The sequence below is a fragment of the Colwellia sp. BRX10-3 genome (assembly GCF_014077505.1).
In the GTDB taxonomy this organism is placed as follows: domain Bacteria; phylum Pseudomonadota; class Gammaproteobacteria; order Enterobacterales; family Alteromonadaceae; genus Cognaticolwellia.
On record NZ_JACGWA010000001.1, the window covers coordinates 975,416 to 993,763 of the forward strand.

An 18,348-nucleotide genomic window follows, 5' to 3' on the forward strand; every position below is an offset into this window, starting at 1 on the left:
GTTTATTTTACTTTTTAATCACTTTTTATTCATTAGCTATTCATTTATATGAAAAAGCGTAATTGTTTTAGTGATTTATAAGTATTCTCCCAAAGGTAAATAATGCTAATGCGTTTTACGCTGCTTAAATAGTTCATATAACGACAAACCCCCCGGTCCTTGCGGAGCGGGGGGTTTGTTGTTGTTTTAATTTTTTACTTTTCTTTAGCTCAACAAATACCCCCGCGACGATTTAAGAATCACCACGATGAGGACGTTAATAATCATTGAGTTATAATTTTGCATGTTTATCTATATTTTCTGTAAGTATATTAATTCGAGTACTAAGAATTTCAAGCCTATTTAAATTAGTACCATAGCTCTAATAACAAGCGCAAGTGTTTTTATTAGTGTTTTTTTTGTAAAAACATTTTTCTTAGTTATAACCAGCACTTTGGCTTTAAAATTTAGTCTGTTTATTTTTCGCGCAATAAGCATTACTTAACTACACTAGTCTATAGTAATAAAGAAAATAAAAATGGATTTTTATGACCTTAGCCTGTGTTTTCAGTCGTGCTCGTGTCGGGCTCGAATCCCCCTTAGTTACGGTAGAAGTACATTTAGCCAATGGACTACCCGCATTTAACATTGTTGGTTTACCTGAAACATCGGTTCGAGAAGCAAAAGATCGGGTTCGTAGTGCCATTCTCAATTGCGGATATGAATTCCCCGCTAAACGTATCACAGTAAACTTAGCCCCTGCAGATTTACCAAAAGAGGGAGGACGCTTCGATCTGCCTATTGCCTTAGGTATTCTTGCCGCTGCTGCACAGCTTCCTGAAGCAGACTTAAAGCAATATGAATTTGCTGGTGAGTTGGCGTTGTCTGGCGAACTAAGGGCTATTATTGGTGAAATACCCATGGCAATGGCTTGCAAAGAAAGTGGCCGAACACTAGTAATACCAACGGCAAACGCAGAACAAGCCAGCTGGGTACAACAAGTAAAAATATTAAGTCTGTCACATTTAAATCAACTATTTCCTCATTTTTTAAAACAACAAAGCTTGCCACTTGTTGAAACAAGTACCATACAAGAATATAAAACCAAAATTGTGCATGACATTGCCGATGTTGTCGGTCAGCCGTTAGCCAAGCGAGCGCTAGAAATTGCCGCCAGTGGTGGTCATAATTTACTTATTTACATGCCTTAATAGACCCATTTAGTTTTAAATCTAAACAAGTAAGAATATAACTCTAAAAATTAACATAAGTTATTATTTAATATTGTTTTTTTTAACAAACTCAATAATTGACTTCAAGTCACCAAAAGTATCTAAAAGCATCTTCATGGCATGTTTACTGACTTGCTCGTCTTCATCTCTAGCAAGGATACACCACGTTTGCATTAAGGTTATAGGGGGGGTTAACTGCTGTTTTTTAGTGTTAGGTCTATTGCTCATAATAATTCCATTTATTGAGACTCCATATATAAAAAGTAGTAAACAATTCTTGTTTCTGCAATAGTGTTTTCTCTATAAAGTCCTCTAGGAATGAACATTGAAGTTATTCTATTTTCTTGTATTACTATCATCTTTATTAATTAACTTAGCTGATGCGCACAGTGTCCCTAGTTCATGGACTAAGACCAAGCAGACCGCTAGGGATAAAGTCTACTTCGACCACTCAGTAACTAAGTATTGTAGTTGCCCTTACGAGCCTAAAGGTACTAGTGGTGGTGTTGTCGATACGGAATCCTGTGGGTATGAAGGCTCTGGAGCAAAGTATAAGAATGCTATTAACGTCCTCGATTGGGAACACGTAGTGCCTGCTTCATTAACGCCAGCTAGACAAATGGACTGTTGGGTTAATGGTAATCGTAGTCAATGCGAAAGAACCTCACAAGATGCCAAGAATATCATCTTTGATTTACATAACCTTGTACCAGCAGTAGGACAAGCTAACCGTATCAGGTCAGACTCTCGTTATGGGATTATCCAAGGTGAAGAAAGGAAGTTAGGCTCATGTGACTTTGAATGGACTAAGGAGCTTGTAGAGCCTTCTGATGCTATTAGGGGCGACTTAGCAAGGGTTTGGCTATATATGAATTATAAGCATAATGTGGTTGTTTCTGAGAACGAGTTTTTGATGTTCCTTAAGTGGTCTCGTATAGATCCACCTAGTGAATGGGAGTTCATTAGGAATACTAGGATTAAAGAGATCCAAGGGAACTCTAATGTGTTCGTGGATATGTTTATTGATTAAATCCATTTATGAACATAGTCGTTATTAGAATGGTTTTTAACATGAAGTATGGCTGGTAGTGAGTGTAAAACTTAACAATCAAGTATCGACGATATATGGTCTAAAACTTGATATAGCCTCCTTTTCAATTAAACAACGAACACAATGTGCTAGAAATCCATAGATACTTAATAAATCTGTAATAGTTGATTGAACCATTTGTGGGTCAGTAGGAGTAATTAAAGTATGTATATTCTCGACCTCTGCATCCATACGAATTAACTCCGCATCAAAATCGATAGGATACTTTTTTAATTCTGTATGTATATGAGATACCTCAAATGGGAGGTTTTTAATATTATTAGTGATATGACGATTAATAAAGCTGTTCAGTCTGAGTTCGTTATGTTGGTCAGCTACAGACATACCTAAATAATGTCCCAATTCATTACTAAGACTATCAATCGATAATTGGACGCTATTAAGCTTATCTTTATGAAATTCAAATATTTTCTCTCTAGCCTTAAATTCATTGTTTTTGTCTAATTCTTTTATTTTCAAACCTAATCGAAGTTTACTCTGATGAAAAACGAGTATGCCTGTAATAGAAGCAGGTCCAAGAATTTTTACTGCATCACCTATTACATCTAAAGTAAGTTTATATAATTCTATATCCATAAGAGTGTTGTCTTTATCCTGAGGTTTAGGCATTTCATCGATTAAAAAGTAATATTGGGAGGTAATTAAAAGCTAGCAGTGCTTGCGTTTCTTTAATTAGTTATTACTTTCACATTCAGTTAGAGGGTACATATCCATTAAATATATGGGATATACAGAAACTATAGATTGACTTGATAGGCTGCTCTCACTAGCAATTTTCAATTTTGACCAAGAGATGAAAAGTTCTAATTCATCTGTTGCGGACTTTGCAGCATTTGTAAGGCAATAATAAAAAACAGGTTTATCAATGTGAGTTTTCTTTGCCATTTCTAAGGCGACATAATTACCATAATACATATGGGTGAAATCTATTACCGCACCTATATGTGCTTCTTTTCCATTACTATGATTATCATAGCGACTTATCAAGTGTTCTAGGCTACTTCCATATGCTGTAACCCCTTCCCACTTACCCTTAGCAAATACAGGGGCAACGGTGAATGCAATTAAAAGCATGAGTAATAAATTTTTCATAGCTATCCTTAGATCAACAATAGAGATTTACTCATAATATTCCACAATTTAGAAAAATAAGAAAGCACAAACTATGTTTCTATATGACTAATGAAAAAACCTTAGTTAAAACACTCTTAGACTGGTATAACACATTGAATTAAATAAATTTAGACCTTAAAATAAATATCAAGTTGAATTAAGTAACAACTGAGGAACCATGTTTAACTACCTATTACCATTAATAACTTTATCGATAATATTCTACACAGGAGCGCACATTCAAAACATTAACAAAAAGCATTGTTCCGTCTACCTATTCTTAAGCATATTTGGCTTAGGTGTAAATGCAAAATTCGTAGTGAGTGAATTTGGATTTATAGGACTGTGGATCTTTTGGTTTTTAATTTTTGGTGTTGCTTATATACTTTCATATAAGAATATCTTTAAATTCGACAACTAAAATCAGATTTATAATGAGCTAATAGCTATTCAAGATTCACAATCCCTAATTAATATAGCTTCAAAATCTTACTTGTTACGGTCAAGCATCAGTTCCTGAGTTACAGTAAGAATAGGAGACTCTGTAGTTGAAGGTGGTTTGGGTGTACCTTTTATATCTCCTCTACTTATCAAATTAAGAACAATATATTCCACAAGGATTGTATAGCGGATATTTCCTGCGGGTGAATTGACTAACTTGACTACCTCCATATAGCACTTTTTTATGTCTTTAGGATCAGAAACCCCATGATATCGACATTGCTCTCCAAAGTTGTAATAGTTATCATTAATGAACTCCTCAGAGACTTCTTTACTATTTGACCAAACATATGGTTCATCAATGGGATCAAAAAGAGCTTTTTTAAAACCTAGTTGAATTCGAATATATGCTTCCACTACATTACGGAAAGAACAGTAAAACTCTCTAGTTAGCTTGGCAACATCGAAAGCATCAACTCTCTCAATGTAACAATTAAGTTCTTGCTTGGTGAGTTTGTACTTTTGTATTAAGTGAGCTTGATCTGACTCACTTACTGGTTGTTTAGGTGCCCAACCTTTGAAAAAACTAAACATAAATATTTACTCTTTATTTACAAGTTTTAATAAACAAGTCATTTAATGATTTTATTTCTATTTTGATAATTAACCCATCTTTACCACTTCGATATCTCATTAATTTATATTTACCCGACAACATATTATCGAGGACATTTTCACCAAAATAATTATTGGGTAGTACATGAAGCCAATAACTTTCTCTTTTTAGTTCTTGCTCGAATGCCTTATCATCATCAAATCTAAACGTTAGAGTAATAGGTTCATCAGTATGGTAACCATCAGTATTTTTCAATGCGAAATTACCTCCTTTGTTATCACTAGAGCATATAACGACTGGCGTAAATCTTGCGGGCGCCCCTTCAGGTGATAAACTGGCTGAAAACTTTCCTGTTAACTCATCTACACTCCTAGAATCATACCAACCGTATTTATGATATTTTGATTCCATATCACCTTCTATAGCTTGAAGTTTTGCTACTAGTGTAGGAGAAAGAGCAGTTCCTTTAACAAAAGTTGGATATGAGATAAATAAAGAAAATAATATTAGTGTGACTAAAGCTTTCATTTTATTGTCCCATTTTTAAACCTGTATATTTCACTTTAATAGTAATTGCTTTGCCCATGAATTACTCACCGTATTTGGGAGGGACTAAAGCTATTATTGTTGTCGAAAGCTAACCAGCGAATTAGTATTAACTAAATGAATTATATGTATTTACCATTATTTATTCAAGTTTGTAAAAGTAAAAAACAATAGGATAAAGCAATATTATGCAGATGATACATACCTAAATATTTGGAGAAAATTTAAAGACAATAACGAAATATAGCCCTTACTTAATATACCCATGAGGTATACCCTGCTGACCTCAGTCAAATCATATAAAAACATGTACCTATCAGGGTTGATTTTTAAATGTATACACACTAAAATCACCACCTCTTAGAACTAGATGGGTACACCTATGGCTTCAGTAGCCTACATTAGAGTATCAACGGTAGACCAGAACACTACACGACAATTAACAGACACTGGAATCACTTTCGATAAGGTATTCACTGATAAGTGCAGCGGTAGTACAATTCAGCGACCAGCCCTAGAACAAATGAAAGAGTATGTGCGTGAAGGTGATGTAATTCATGTTCATAGTATTGACCGTCTGGCTAGAAACCTTGACGACCTTTCTAAATTAGTCAATGACTGGAATAGTGCTGGCGTTACTGTCTTTTTCCATAAAGAGTCCCTTACTTTTGACTCAGGTGACACCAACCCTATGTCTAAACTCATGCTCCAAATGCTAGGTGCTGTTGCCCAGTTTGAGCTATCCATGATCCAAGAGCGTCGCAGGGAGGGGATTGCTAAAGCTAAAGTTGCAGGTAAGTACACTGGTGGGAAAGCTAACCTAAAAAAACATAAACAAATACGTCAATTACGCGCTGAGGGTAACTCACTTCGTAAAGTGGCTTCATTAGTTGGAGTATCACTATCTACCGTGCAACGTGTATTGGCTATATCAGAGGAAAATAAGTGAAACAATTTATGGCAGATAGCTGTCTTAAAGAATTAGACCCTAGAACATTGACGTTAGACCACGCTATGCAAGCTCGAGACGTTGAGTTGATTAAAGATAAACGGTTACGCTCATCACAGGAAATTAAGCAAGCAGCGCAAGACCAAGCGATACTTGAAGACCTACGTAATGGAGTAAAGATAAGACAAGCTATAACTGTATTTGTTGTTGGTGATGTAAATTATGTGGTCGATGGTTTTCATCGTACGGGGGCATGTTTAAAGTACCTAAGAGAAAACCCTAAAGCTAACTTAACAATACCAGCACTAGTAATAAAGAATCGTACATATAGAGAAGCTGTTGCGACAGCTCAAGATGCAAACCAAAACCATGGCGTTGGTGTCACTGTTGACGAAGTTATGCAATCAAAGTTTCGTAAGTTAATCGTAGAGGGGAAGTTTAACTTAAGTGTATCTGCGGTGATGAAAGAAGTTGGGTGCAGTAAAGGGCAAGCGGCTCATATCGCAAAAGGGCTCAAAGCTTGTGGTAAAGCATTTACTAATCCTGTTGATGTAGAATTCACTGATTTAGCAGTATATGTAGATAAGCTTCAACATGGATTACAAAATCAATTCTATTGCCCTGATAGCACTTGGGACTCAAAAGGATTTCCTAAGATTAGACGATTGTCAGATATAGCCTCTGGTAAAGAATTTACTGGATTTGATATGGATGATGATGCATGGGAGCAAGTTCAAATAGAAACAGCAACCAAAGATTTTGGTCGTCTTATTGAACGCTATGGTGATGATTTATTTCGAGAAGCTCTCAGGAAGTATGTTAAAGGCACAGGCCTTGGTATATCTATCACTAAACGTAATAATTGGTTAGAACAAGCTGGCTCTGTTAAAGGTGATGAAGTACCTGAAGGTTGGGATGGTACTGTAGTTCCTGTTATCGATAACGACTTTTAGAGTCTTTGTGAATGAGCCTGATAAGTCACACTGAGGTACTATCAGGCTCATATTGTTGCAGGTGTACACATGTGTACTGTGGGCGAACTTAGGGTGTACACAACAGTTTAATGTTCCTTTATTAGTATGCCCTAATAGTTACATCTTACTTATGAATAAAGGCTTTAAAAGTGAAGTGAATGAGGGGGGGGGTTAATAATGTCAAAGCTTTGCGAAAAACGGAAATTAGCCATCTATTTTGTTTGTACCAGATTTTTTTAATAACTATCTTACAAATTCTGATTATTTCATAAGTTAAACACATCAGAAAATAGAAACGCGATGGTTTTATTTCTATTAGTTTATTTATACGTCTAAATAAAGCTATCTAATTTATTGAAATTGTATAATATTATATAGTAATGGAAATGATTGAAACGCCAAGAAAAACTTAAGACACGGATAGTTTATGCCTCTGAATACTTTTAAAACAATAGACAATTACGGAGCTATGCTAAATAAGCTCGCTTCTATTAATTTTATCGTTTTACTAATACTGCTACATTTTATTTCCACACAATCAGAAGTAGTGCAAAAATTTCTTGATGGATACAGTTGGGAAGTTACTGTAGTTTCATTAAAAATACCTATTGGTTATTTTCTTCCTTGTTTTGTTGCCGCCTTATTTGGGCGCATCATTAAACTACACGATAGAATATCAGACTTATTTAGAATTAGGCCTTGGTACGATTGGATATACATTCTTGAGCCAATGCTAAAAGAGGTAGGATCAAAACAGTCTAAAAAGGTTATATTAAATAACCGCGGCTCAATTATGTTAAAAGTATTCTATAAATACGCTTCAAGTAAAGATCCAAACTCGGTTGTAGATAAACATCTAATAGAATTAGTCATGGATCAATTATCTTGGTATTGGATTGTACTAGAGTCTTCGTTATCGATATTTATCGCTACTATTATTCTTTTATATTTAAAGTGCTTTGACCACGTTCATGTTGTTTTTTATATTGGTTTAGGTTTGATTGTTTTCGCTAAAACTATTCAAAATGGTTGTTCTAAGTATACAAAAAGGGAAGTTTCAAAAATTTTGGAATATCCACCAAGAAGAAAAGAAATTAAGGATGAATTCGATGCAATATCTTCTCAATGATAATGTAGTGAAATCTGAGAATGCAGCAAAACCTCACTCTCAAAAAGCAAAGGATGTTCATGATTATTTAATATCGTTAGGTAAAGTGAATAAGACTCTTGATTTTGGCTGTGGAAAGCTAAGGTACGCGGACTCAATTGTTGAAATGTCTGAAAGCGTGACATTCTTAGATTCAAAAATACAACTTACCAGGCAGCAAATGGTTAAAAATGAAAAAACATCTGTAGCCAATTATGTCAGTAATAATTACCTTAATTGTGATTGCGTACCTTATGAAGATGTAGACAAAATTCAGACTAAATTTGATTTGATTGTGTGTACTAATGTTATTTCAGCCATCCCATGCCCGGAGACTATACAGAATATATTTAGAATTTTCAGTGATTTAATATCAAGCAACGGTAAGGTTATTGTCATCAATCAGCACCGTAGTTCCTATTTTAAAAAGTTTGAGTCAGGTGAAAAACATTTATTTGGATATTTGTATGAGAGTAGACGTGGAACTTCTTATTACGGGATAATCACAAAAACTGTTGTTAAGGATTTAGTTGCTGAGCATGATATTGAGGTTGTCAATGATTGGGTTTCAGGGGATATAACTTTTTCTGAAATAATGAAATCTTTAAACCCAGGTTGTGAAGAAGAACTAATGACTTAAAGTTATTATTACTACTAAATGCAGTGAAAGTATTCATAGTTAATAAGCTTTCTTCCTAAATACTCTGACGATTTCAAAAAGATCGATAGCTGCATTACCATTATTTCCTATCTATTGCATTCTATAAACTTCTAAGAAGCTACCAAGGTGGTAGTCAACTGCTCCACAAACTATAGAAAGAACTCCAAGGCAAAGCTTCAAATTCAAAATCTAATCTAAACTGAAGTTTTAACTAAAAGTTTGTGTCTTCTCTGTGAAAATGATTGAACTAATATTCATGAAATTTTGTTAAATTCCGTGTACAGAGGGAAATATTAAAATAAGGTTAACAATCAAAAATGAACTTTTAAAAAGTACGGTTTTTGTACAAATAATGGAACGATGCAATCGCAGAGGTCATCTAGTACCCCTGCTATACCCCCCTAGACATCAAATAAACATCGTAATGGTCAAACCTCAACTCTAAAGCTCATACCATTGTTAGCAGTCCATAGGTTTTCATCTTTGCTATAATTTAGATGAATGTTATTACCGTTATTTACTAAGATATCTATGGTTGTTTTATTTGAATGCAGCACAATCGTCTTTAACTGCCTCTTAAGGTATTGATGAAGCTTAAGGCGTTCAGACTGTTCATTGATATTACCTGTAAGCTCATTAAGGTCTACTGGCTCATCATCAACTACCTTGCTCGATTGTATATCAACTAGTTCTTTATTTATCTCATCGATACGACTCTCCTTGGTGCGAATAGCTTTACTAATAGTGCTGCTAAAACCGTGCTCATCAATATCTTGAACTAATTTATCAATTCCCTTTTGAAGAGCTGATAATTCACCTTCGAGCCTCACAGTTTTGGCGTTATCTTCAGGCTTTCTAACGTATGTTGTAAGTAATTGCTGGAGTGCTATCAGTACAGCCCATTGGACTGAATAGTAACGGTGACTAACGTACTTACAACCGCCTCCATACCTTGCTAGGCTGCACACTAGATAGTAACCACCTTTATCAGATGTCCCCTTGTTAACGAACTGGATTGATGAGCCACACTCGCAAGACACAAAGCCAGAGAAGATATTCTTTGTAACACCTTTTTTAATAGACCCTGTACTACCAATACGCCTACTATTAATACCTGCTTGAGACTTAAACCATAAGTTCTCGTCAATGATGGAAGGGTAGTAGTCTTCGATTACATCACCTGTAGGTTCACGCTTACCTAATGCGTTAGTTATATGCGGATGATATTCCCCTAAAACTGTACGACCATTAAGGATTTTAGTGATGTAGGATAAATGCCACTTAGTCGATCGAGAGCCAATAGGGGGGAGCTTTTCTTCATTGAGTCTTCTAATTATAGCTGCCCGTCCATACCCATCAGCAGAAAGAAAAAAGATATACTTAACAATGAGTGCTTTTTCTTCTATGACCCCTATTTCTGTCTTATCAGCGTTATAATGCAGCCAAGCAGGTAAAGGAGAACCTAAAAGCTCTGTGGCAGCATTGCTTTGCTTTTTATGCCATGCATCCCCTACACGTCTACTCTTTACTGCAGACTCTTCATGCGCCCTACTCATTGATATAAGGGATATCATTAGGGTTTGCATATCCATGGAACCCTTTTTAAAAACTTGGCCATCCATGAGTGTAACGACGGTTATACCAAGGTTTACTATACGCATCAGCAATAGAAGCGATGTCTCAACAGGCTGACGACTCATACGGTCAAAGCTTTCAATGAGTAAATAACTTTCAGGCTCTATTAAGCCACCTTCAACTGCTTGAATAAACTTACCTAGCTCTCCGTCTGTTGTATTTTTACCTTTGTAACCACTAACACCTAGGTCTTTGAATGAAAGACTCTGTAGTGCTAACCCATTATTTCTCGCGTATGTTTCAGCACTTTCTAATTGGCGTTTGAGGCTCCGTCCTTCAATTTGACCTTTAGTACTGAAACGTATGTAACTGTATGCTTTATTCATTGTAATTTGTTCTCAAAAATTTATGGGTCTATTCGTGCATTATAACCTTTTCATTGGACCACCCGGAACGGGTAAAACTATGCTGGCAAGCCGATTACCTGGCATTTTGCCGCCCATGACTGAACAAGAAGCACTATCAAGCGCCGCCATTCAATCTATTTGCCATAAAAATATTAGCCCAGAATCATGGCTAACAAGGCCTTTTCGCGCACCACATCATACCGCATCGTCAGCAGCTTTGGTCGGTGGCGGCAGTCATCCACAGCCAGGTGAAATTTCTTTAGCCCATAACGGCGTACTTTTTCTTGACGAACTTCCTGAGTTTGAGCGCAAAGTGCTCGACGTATTGCGTGAACCCATGGAGTCTGGCGAAGTAACCATTTCACGTGCCCTGATCAAACAAACGTTTCCGGCACAATTTCAACTAGTCGCCGCGATGAATCCAAGTCCCACCGGATTTTACAATGACAAACGCAGCAGTCCAGAGCAGGTGTTACGCTATCTCAATCGACTTTCAGGACCATTCTTAGACCGTATTGATATACAAATTGAAGTAACAAGATTACCTCGAGGCATGTGGGCTAACGATGATGGTAAAGGTGAGTCGAGTAGCACAATTCAAAAACGGGTTAGTATTTGCCACCAAAAACAAATTTTGCGCCAAGGTAAAGCCAATGCTCAACTTGGCAGCGCTGAAGTAAGAACCTTCTGCCAACTCGCTAAAGAGGATAATGAGTTTTTAGAATTAGCCATTGAAAAACTTAACTTGTCGACAAGAGCTCATCATAAAATACTTAAAATATCGAGAACACTTGCTGATATGGAAGCCGCCGATAATATTGAGAGAAAACATTTAATCGAAGCATTATCTTACCGTGCTATGGATAGAATATTACGCCATTTAACCGACGCTATTACGGTATAAAATTGATTATTGATCTGATTGATATGATTTGATCGCCTCAAAAAATGCCTGAATTAAGGGTTTATCCTTGCTCTGGTTTAAACAGCAAACACCAAGGTCGATAGGTTCAATTTCGCCAAAATTTTCTAAATATTGCACCCGGTCTTTTACTGGGCTATTTTCAACCACCACTCGCGGCACAATACCAACACCACAACCTAAAGCCACCATACTAACCAATGCCTCATGACCCGAAACTGTTGCGTAAATATTAGCTTTGCCTTGTTGTTTTTTACGAAACCAATATTCAAATCTTTTACGTGCGGGTCCATATTCTGGCAAAATAATCGGTATTTCAGACCAAATAAAATCTTGCTGAATTTGCTGTTGAACTTGACACACCATAGTGGGTGCAATGATAGAAACTGGTATTGTTGCTAGGTGATGGAAGGTAAAAATGCGTGATAATTGCTCGGGCTTTGCGGCAATGGCAAAGTCTACCGCTTGCTTTTCAACTTGCTCTAAGGCGTCGGCGGCATCGCCAGTAGTTAACATTATTTCAACCAGTGGATGCTGTTGCCGAAAGCGTTCTAGTAAGGGAGGTAAATGGCTATATGCGGCGGTAACTGAACAATAGATATGTAATTTACCTTGTAGCTCAGCTTGTTTTTGATTTAACGAAAGTTGCAGTAATTGCCACTGCTCAAGTTGCTGCTCAGCAAATTGATAAAACTGTTTTCCTGCCTCACTTAGTACCACAGTCCGGTTATCTCGATGCAATAATGCATGACCTAATTCAAGCTCTAGCCTTTGGACTACCCGACTTAAGGTTGAAGGACTGACATGATGTAGTTCAGCAGTTTTGCCAAAATGTAATGATTTAGCTAAATCGACAAACATCCGCAATGACTTTAATTCCACAATGATCCCTTAACAGTAAGCAGCCTCTAGAAACTGTATTGCAAATTATGCAACACTGCAATGCAAATATATCATTTTAAGCAACGATATATTTTCTATATGATAGCGTCAAGGTCAACATACTGACCAAATCACTAATTACCTTGGTCTATAACCAAGTTCAGGAGATAAAAATGTCTAACTATTTCAATACATTAAGTTTACGCGAAAAATTAGCGCAGTTGGGTAAATGTCGCTTCATGCAACGTGAAGAGTTTAGTGACGGTTGTAATTTCATTAAAGATTGGAATATTGTTATTGTTGGATGTGGCGCTCAAGGTCTGAACCAAGGCTTGAACATGCGTGACTCTGGTTTAAACATCTCCTATGCACTACGTGACGCTGCTATTGCTGAAAAACGCCAATCTTATCAATGGGCGACAGAAAATGGTTTTACCGTAGGTAACTACCAAGAATTGATTCCACAAGCAGACTTAGTGTTAAACCTAACACCTGATAAGCAACATACTTCTGCGGTTAATGCGGTTATGCCGCTAATGAAAGAAGGCTCTTCTTTAGCTTATTCTCACGGTTTTAACATTGTTGAAGAAGGCATGCAGATTCGTTCTGACATCACAGTGGTTATGGTTGCCCCTAAATGCCCTGGTACTGAAGTACGAGAAGAATACAAACGTGGTTTTGGTGTGCCAACATTGATTGCGGTTCACCCAGAAAACGATCCTCAAGGTAATGGTTGGGCTATCGCTAAAGCATACGCTTCAGCAACGGGTGGCGATCGCGCAGGTGTTTTAGCTTCATCATTCATCGCAGAAGTTAAGTCAGACTTAATGGGCGAGCAAACCATCCTATGTGGTATGTTGCAAACAGCTGCTATTTTAGGTCACAAGCAATTGTTGGCTCAGGGTGTTGACGCTGGCTATGCACGTAAATTATTACAATACGGTATCGAAGGTGTTACTGAAGGCTTAAAATACGGCGGCATCACTAACATGATGGACCGTTTATCAAATCCTGCAAAAATCAAAGCATTTGATATGTCTTTGGAACTAAAAGAAATTTTACGTCCTTTATTTCAAAAGCACATGGATGACATCATCGAAGGTCGTTTCTCTGCAGGTATGATGGCAGATTGGGACAATGGTGATGCTAACCTATTAAAATGGCGTGAAGAAACCGCTGAAACGTCTTTCGAAAAAGCACCAACATGTGATACCGAAATTTCTGAGCAAGAATATTACGATAAAGGTATTTTCGTAGTAGCTATGGTTAAGGCCGGTGTTGAATTAGCGTTTGATGCCATGGTAGATTCAGGCATCATCAATGCTTCAGCCTACTACGAATCGCTACATGAGACGCCGTTAATTGCCAACACAATCGCCCGTAACATGTTATACGAAATGAACGTGGTTATTTCTGATACGGCCGAATACGGCAACTACTTATTTTCGCACGCTGCGGTTCCTTTATTAGAAGAATTTACCAGCAAACTAACCTTAGAAGAACTTGGCGAAGGCTTAAAATCTGCATCTAACGGTGTTGATAATGCGCGTTTAATCGAAGTTAACGAAGCCATTCGCAGCCATGGCGTTGAATCTATTGGTAAAGAACTACGCGGTTATATGACTGATATGAAACGTATCGTGGAAGCCAATGCTTAATAGCTAAAAAATAGACAGTTTATTGTAAGCGGTGTTGGCACATTTGGCTGGTACCGCTTTTTTTTATGGCGCACAATTGATTAAGTAAAAAAGGAAAACTCATGACAGAATTTAATAACGTCACTATCTCAACCGTAGCAAGTATTTATTTTGATGGCCAAGTTACTAGCAGAAAAGTAACTTTTGCCGATGGTTCATTTAAAACCTTAGGTATTATGATGCCGGGTGAATATACCTTTGCAACCGCTGAAAAAGAGTTGATGGAAATCCAACAAGGTACTGTGAGCGTATTATTACCAGGCAGTGATACTTGGCAAACTATTACCGCCAATCAATCTTTTAATGTTCCAGCCAATGCATCGTTTGATATTAAAGTCATTGAATTAGCCGATTATTGCTGTACTTATATTGCTGAGTAATTTATTACTTATGAGTCGAAAAATTATATCAACCGAATAATTATAAACAATTGCGCTGATGGACACCTATCTGGGATCGGTTAGCGCACTTTTTATATCTCCTTTTCGCTTTTTACCTATAGAACTGCGGATACTATTCTAAGTAAAGCAATTTTATTAACCAAGTCTAGTTAAAACCTAAACGCTGTTCTTATCTCCTCTAATTTTTTAGTCTATCTAGCCGACTAAAAGTCACGCTCACAAAAATCTATGAATAAAAATTACACATAAATTTATTTTTTGTGACTTTTCAAATCGCCCTGTCGTCTATACCTACAAACGTCATAATTGCCTTTCTTGAAAGGAAATCGTAATCAGTTATATAAAGGAAACTAAAATGAAAAAAACAATAATTGCCAGCGCACTGACTCTAGTATTAATTACAGGCTGTGCCTCGAACGCTACATTATCTGAAAGTGAAATGATGAAGCAATTCCCAACATTGAATCAAGCCAGCCAACTATTAGTGAAAGCTGAGCAAGACGATTTAGCGTTTTATGCCCCAGAACAAATAAAAGCGGCACAACGCGCCTATGATGATGCGTTAAAGCAGGCTAAAACAGGAAAAAATTCTACCGATATTACCGCTAAAGAAACGGTGGATAGAGTTAATGCAGCTATCGCACAAAGCAATAAAGCGAAATACGTATTTGAAGAAGCATTTAATGCGCGCCAAAAAGCACTTAGCGTTAATGCCGACTCACTGGTAGCTGACCGCTTTAATGATGCTGAAAAACAGTTTAAGAAAATGCTTGCTTGGTTTGAGTTAGGCGAAGATGAACGTGCTAAGCGCGATATCAATGAGTTAAAAAATCAATATTTAGCCATTGAACTTACAGCGTTGAAAACCAATATGTTAAGCGTCGCTAAAAATACTATCAGTACAGCTTCTAAACAGGATTTGGATGATGTTGCCCCTATCTTGTTTGCTCAAGCACAAGATGAGTACCAACTTGCTTTAAATACCTTAGAAGCCGATAGATCTAATACGCAAAAAGCCAATGTCCATTCTAATCGCGCAATTTGGTTAATTCAGCGAGCTCAAGGTATTGTTGAAATGAATAAGTATTTCAAAGACGCTAAATTTACTGAAGAACAAAAGCTGATTTGGTATCAAGAACAACTTGAATATGCTTTATCTCCAATCGCAACGAGCTTACCGTTTAATCTGTCTAACAAGGAAGTTGTAGCTTACGCGCACAAAACGTTAACACAAACTAGCCAACGTACTGATAACCTCAACAGTGAATTAGTCACCTTGGAAGCACGTGAAGCTCGCTTGGCACGAGATAAAGACCAAGCCATTTTGTCTGCACAAATGGAACTTGAACAAGAACAAAAAGCAAAACGTGAAGACAATGCTAGATTTGCCGGTGTGCAATCACTGTTTAATGAAGATGAAGCTGCGGTATACAGACAGTTAGATAATGTATTAATTCGTGCACAAGGTTTTTCATTTAAACCGGGCGGCAGTGAAATTGAATCATCTAACTTTCCTTTATTAAATAAAATTAATGATGCTATTAGCCGATTCCCTAATTCTAAAATAGTGGTTTCAGGGCACACGGATTCAACAGGTAGCGCAGAGTTAAATCTTGCATTATCTAAAAATAGAGCACAAACCGTGGCAAACTTTATGAGTCAGGTCGGCAATATCGATGTTAATCGCATAGAGTCAACAGGGTTTGGTAAAGGTAAGCCGGTTGCCAGTAACGAAACCGTTGAAGGTCGAGCGCAAAATAGACGCGTAGAAATCCTAATCATTAACTAGTTAGCAAGCGAGATGCTGTGTTCATTAACAGCATCTCCTCTACTTTTTGGAGAACATAAATGAGTTTTGACGAAGATAAGTTGAGAACAATGTGGCAAGAAGACACTGCTCAATCTGATGAAGATGAAGCATTAAAAAAAGTCTTGTCGACATCGTCAAATATCACGGCGGTCAAAGACGTTACAGGCCTTTTTGTTGGATGGATTTGGGTAGTATTTCTAGGGTTTGGGGCATCAATGTACTCAGCAAAGCGAAAATTTGAGCTCCACCACCAACAAAACCTAAAAAAATAAATAAAACACCACAACAAAATAATAATTACACTGGAGAGTTAAAATGAATTTAGATGTTTGGGCGCAGTCATTCAGTAATGCATTGTCTCGTTTTTGGACAGAAATAGCGGGGTTTTTACCAAACCTAATTGCCACAATAATGGTTATATTTATTGGGCTATTCATTTCAAAAGTGATCACCAAGTGGGTGGCTAAAATTTTAGAAAAAATTGGCTTTGACACACTTTGTCAAAAACTGAGTGTAGATAAAGCCCTTCAAACATTGGGATTAAAGTTAGCGCCATCAGAGATGATCGGTAAATTACTGCATATCTTTTTTGTCTTGATCATCCTTGTCGCCGGTGCAGACACGCTTGGCCTCGACAGATTCTCATCAATTCTAGACGAATTTGTATTGTATCTTCCAAAACTGTTGGGTGCGGTTGTTATTACACTTATGGGCTTATTTATAGCCAAATTGGTAAAAACGCAAGTTGAAAGTTCGCTGGATAGCTTGGGTGTTGAATATGGTGCCGCTGCAGGTCGTGTGCTTCAGCTACTGGTACTGTTTATCACTTTTTCACTGGTTACAGGCCAACTCGAGCTAGAAATGGCGTTACTTAACACCATTTTCACCGTACTAGTTGCCAGCCTTGGTATCGCATTGGCTTTAGCTTTAGGTTTAGGCACGAAAACGATAGCGAACAGTATTGTTTCAGGCATTTATGCCAGAGAACAATTAGCGCCGGGTGACGAAGTTGAATTTGATGGCTTTATCGGCAATGTTGTGGCGGTTTCAACCGTTAATACCTTGATAGAAAATAAAGCAGGCCAACGTTTGAGTATTCCTAATCAGGATTTGTTGACACAAAAGTATCTCACCACGCAAATGAGTCAGCCGGTTAAATCGACGAAGACAGCTAAAACGACTAAAACGACTAAAACGACTAAGCTAAGTAAAACAACTAAAGAAAAGTGAGCACATAATGACAAAATCAGAGGGCGATAACATCCGTGTCTCTGATCGTTTGTCACAAAAAGATGATGCTGAGCTGGTGCGAATTGCTCGCTTACAACTTCCTTATGTGACAACGGCCTATGAAGTGCTTTTTCATCGATATCATAACAAGCTAATACAAGTATGCTATCGATACTTAGGCTCAACTCAAGAAGCTGAAGAGGCTGTTAATGACACTATGCTGAATGTGTTTAACAGTCTTGCTAAATTTGAAGACAGAGCCAGCTTTAAAACGTGGATTTATCGAATTGCCCATAACCAAGCTTTAACTCGGCTTAGGAAAAAACAACTCGATATAGTCGACCTTGACGAAGCTGAGCATATAGCGGTTGATGAATCACAAAATAGTTTAACAGAAGGTCGAGAAGGTATTGACCATCTGTTAGCACTATTGAGCATAGAAGAACGTTCAATTGTTGTGTTTCGTATCGCTGGTGATCTTGATTTTAGCGATATAGCTTTGGTGGTGGAACAAAAATTAAGCACAGTAAAAATGCGCTATAAACGTGCGTTAGAGAAAATGGCTGTCAGTGCTCGCACTGTGGATCACGAGAGATAAAAAATCAAACCTTTTAAACAAATAAAATATCTTGGATCACGAAAATATGTAAATTTT

At 37.2% G+C, this 18,348-nt stretch carries 19 protein-coding genes and 1 pseudogene; 13 read left to right on the forward strand and 7 right to left on the reverse strand.

The window, feature by feature from the left end; translation table 11 throughout:
- Positions 1-527: 527 nt before the first annotated feature.
- On the forward strand, positions 528-1,190 hold the full coding sequence (locus H4J38_RS04290; protein ID WP_182129732.1) for a magnesium chelatase domain-containing protein: 663 nt from the start codon (positions 528-530) through the stop codon (positions 1,188-1,190).
- A gap of 63 nt (positions 1,191-1,253) precedes the next feature.
- Here H4J38_RS04290 and H4J38_RS04295 read toward each other — a convergent pair whose 3' ends face one another.
- Positions 1,254-1,439, reverse strand: coding sequence for a hypothetical protein (locus H4J38_RS04295; RefSeq protein ID WP_182129734.1), 186 nt, complete (start codon positions 1,437-1,439; stop codon positions 1,254-1,256).
- Positions 1,440-1,536: 97 nt separating this feature from the next.
- Here H4J38_RS04295 and H4J38_RS04300 point away from each other — a divergent pair, with 97 nt between their 5' ends.
- Entirely contained in the window at positions 1,537-2,241 is a 705-nt protein-coding gene (locus tag H4J38_RS04300) for an endonuclease (protein ID WP_182129736.1), read from the forward strand.
- Positions 2,242-2,319: 78 nt separating this feature from the next.
- On the opposite strand, the gene H4J38_RS04305 is transcribed toward H4J38_RS04300, so the two are convergent.
- The 4 genes from H4J38_RS04305 to H4J38_RS04320 all read right to left on the reverse strand — a co-directional run bounded on the left by H4J38_RS04305 (position 2,320) and on the right by H4J38_RS04320 (position 5,020).
- Positions 2,320-2,898: a hypothetical protein gene (locus H4J38_RS04305; protein ID WP_182129738.1), complete on the reverse strand. Its 579-nt coding sequence runs from the start codon at positions 2,896-2,898 to the stop codon at positions 2,320-2,322.
- A 96-nt stretch (positions 2,899-2,994) separates the two neighbouring features.
- Entirely contained in the window at positions 2,995-3,414 is a 420-nt protein-coding gene (locus H4J38_RS04310) for a hypothetical protein (protein WP_182129740.1), read from the reverse strand.
- A gap of 510 nt (positions 3,415-3,924) precedes the next feature.
- Entirely contained in the window at positions 3,925-4,470 is a 546-nt protein-coding gene (locus H4J38_RS04315; protein ID WP_182129742.1) for a hypothetical protein, read from the reverse strand.
- A gap of 13 nt (positions 4,471-4,483) precedes the next feature.
- Complete coding sequence (locus H4J38_RS04320) at positions 4,484-5,020, reverse strand: hypothetical protein (protein WP_182129744.1); 537 nt, start codon at positions 5,018-5,020, stop codon at positions 4,484-4,486.
- A 400-nt stretch (positions 5,021-5,420) separates the two neighbouring features.
- On the opposite strand from H4J38_RS04320, the gene H4J38_RS04325 reads away from it, so the two are divergent.
- The 4 genes from H4J38_RS04325 (at position 5,421) to H4J38_RS04340 (ending at position 8,748) form a co-directional block, all read left to right on the forward strand.
- Positions 5,421-5,987: a recombinase family protein gene (locus H4J38_RS04325; RefSeq protein ID WP_182129746.1), complete on the forward strand. Its 567-nt coding sequence runs from the start codon at positions 5,421-5,423 to the stop codon at positions 5,985-5,987.
- Entirely contained in the window at positions 5,984-6,940 is a 957-nt protein-coding gene (locus tag H4J38_RS04330) for a hypothetical protein (protein ID WP_182129748.1), read from the forward strand. Before H4J38_RS04325 ends, H4J38_RS04330 begins: the two co-directional genes overlap by 4 nt.
- A 448-nt stretch (positions 6,941-7,388) precedes the next feature.
- Positions 7,389-8,090 carry a hypothetical protein gene (locus tag H4J38_RS04335; RefSeq protein WP_182129750.1) on the forward strand — a complete coding sequence of 234 codons (702 nt, stop codon included), beginning with the start codon at positions 7,389-7,391 and terminating at the stop codon, positions 8,088-8,090.
- Positions 8,071-8,748: a class I SAM-dependent methyltransferase gene (locus H4J38_RS04340; protein ID WP_182129752.1), complete on the forward strand. Its 678-nt coding sequence runs from the start codon at positions 8,071-8,073 to the stop codon at positions 8,746-8,748. The genes H4J38_RS04335 and H4J38_RS04340 overlap by 20 nt, the downstream gene beginning before the upstream one ends.
- A 449-nt stretch (positions 8,749-9,197) precedes the next feature.
- On the opposite strand, the gene H4J38_RS04345 is transcribed toward H4J38_RS04340, so the two are convergent.
- Positions 9,198-10,730, reverse strand: a complete 1,533-nt coding sequence (locus tag H4J38_RS04345; RefSeq protein WP_182129754.1) for a recombinase family protein — start codon at positions 10,728-10,730, stop codon at positions 9,198-9,200.
- 37 nt (positions 10,731-10,767) lie between these two features.
- On the opposite strand from H4J38_RS04345, the pseudogene H4J38_RS04350 reads away from it, so the two are divergent.
- Positions 10,768-11,655, forward strand: a pseudogene (locus tag H4J38_RS04350) (YifB family Mg chelatase-like AAA ATPase); the annotation flags it as partial.
- Between the two features lie 6 nt (positions 11,656-11,661).
- Here H4J38_RS04350 and ilvY read toward each other — a convergent pair.
- Positions 11,662-12,555, reverse strand: a complete 894-nt coding sequence (ilvY, locus tag H4J38_RS04355; protein ID WP_182129758.1) for an HTH-type transcriptional activator IlvY — start codon at positions 12,553-12,555, stop codon at positions 11,662-11,664.
- A 173-nt stretch (positions 12,556-12,728) separates the two neighbouring features.
- On the opposite strand from ilvY, the gene ilvC reads away from it, so the two are divergent.
- The 6 genes from ilvC to H4J38_RS04385 all read left to right on the forward strand — a co-directional run bounded on the left by ilvC (position 12,729) and on the right by H4J38_RS04385 (position 18,291).
- Positions 12,729-14,213 carry a ketol-acid reductoisomerase gene (gene ilvC, locus H4J38_RS04360; RefSeq protein ID WP_182129760.1) on the forward strand — a complete coding sequence of 495 codons (1,485 nt, stop codon included), beginning with the start codon at positions 12,729-12,731 and terminating at the stop codon, positions 14,211-14,213.
- Between the two features lie 101 nt (positions 14,214-14,314).
- Complete coding sequence (locus H4J38_RS04365) at positions 14,315-14,632, forward strand: pyrimidine/purine nucleoside phosphorylase (protein WP_182129762.1); 318 nt, start codon at positions 14,315-14,317, stop codon at positions 14,630-14,632.
- A gap of 376 nt (positions 14,633-15,008) precedes the next feature.
- The gene (locus tag H4J38_RS04370; protein WP_182129764.1) at positions 15,009-16,442 is read left to right on the forward strand and encodes an OmpA family protein; all 1,434 of its coding nucleotides are present in this window, start codon (positions 15,009-15,011) and stop codon (positions 16,440-16,442) included.
- 59 nt (positions 16,443-16,501) lie between these two features.
- Positions 16,502-16,735 carry a hypothetical protein gene (locus H4J38_RS04375; RefSeq protein WP_182129765.1) on the forward strand — a complete coding sequence of 78 codons (234 nt, stop codon included), beginning with the start codon at positions 16,502-16,504 and terminating at the stop codon, positions 16,733-16,735.
- A gap of 43 nt (positions 16,736-16,778) precedes the next feature.
- Positions 16,779-17,693 carry a mechanosensitive ion channel family protein gene (locus H4J38_RS04380; protein ID WP_182129767.1) on the forward strand — a complete coding sequence of 305 codons (915 nt, stop codon included), beginning with the start codon at positions 16,779-16,781 and terminating at the stop codon, positions 17,691-17,693.
- 7 nt (positions 17,694-17,700) lie between these two features.
- A complete protein-coding gene (locus H4J38_RS04385; protein WP_182129769.1) occupies positions 17,701-18,291 on the forward strand; it encodes a sigma-70 family RNA polymerase sigma factor in 591 nt (196 codons plus the stop codon).
- The last annotated feature ends 57 nt before the right edge of the window (positions 18,292-18,348 follow it).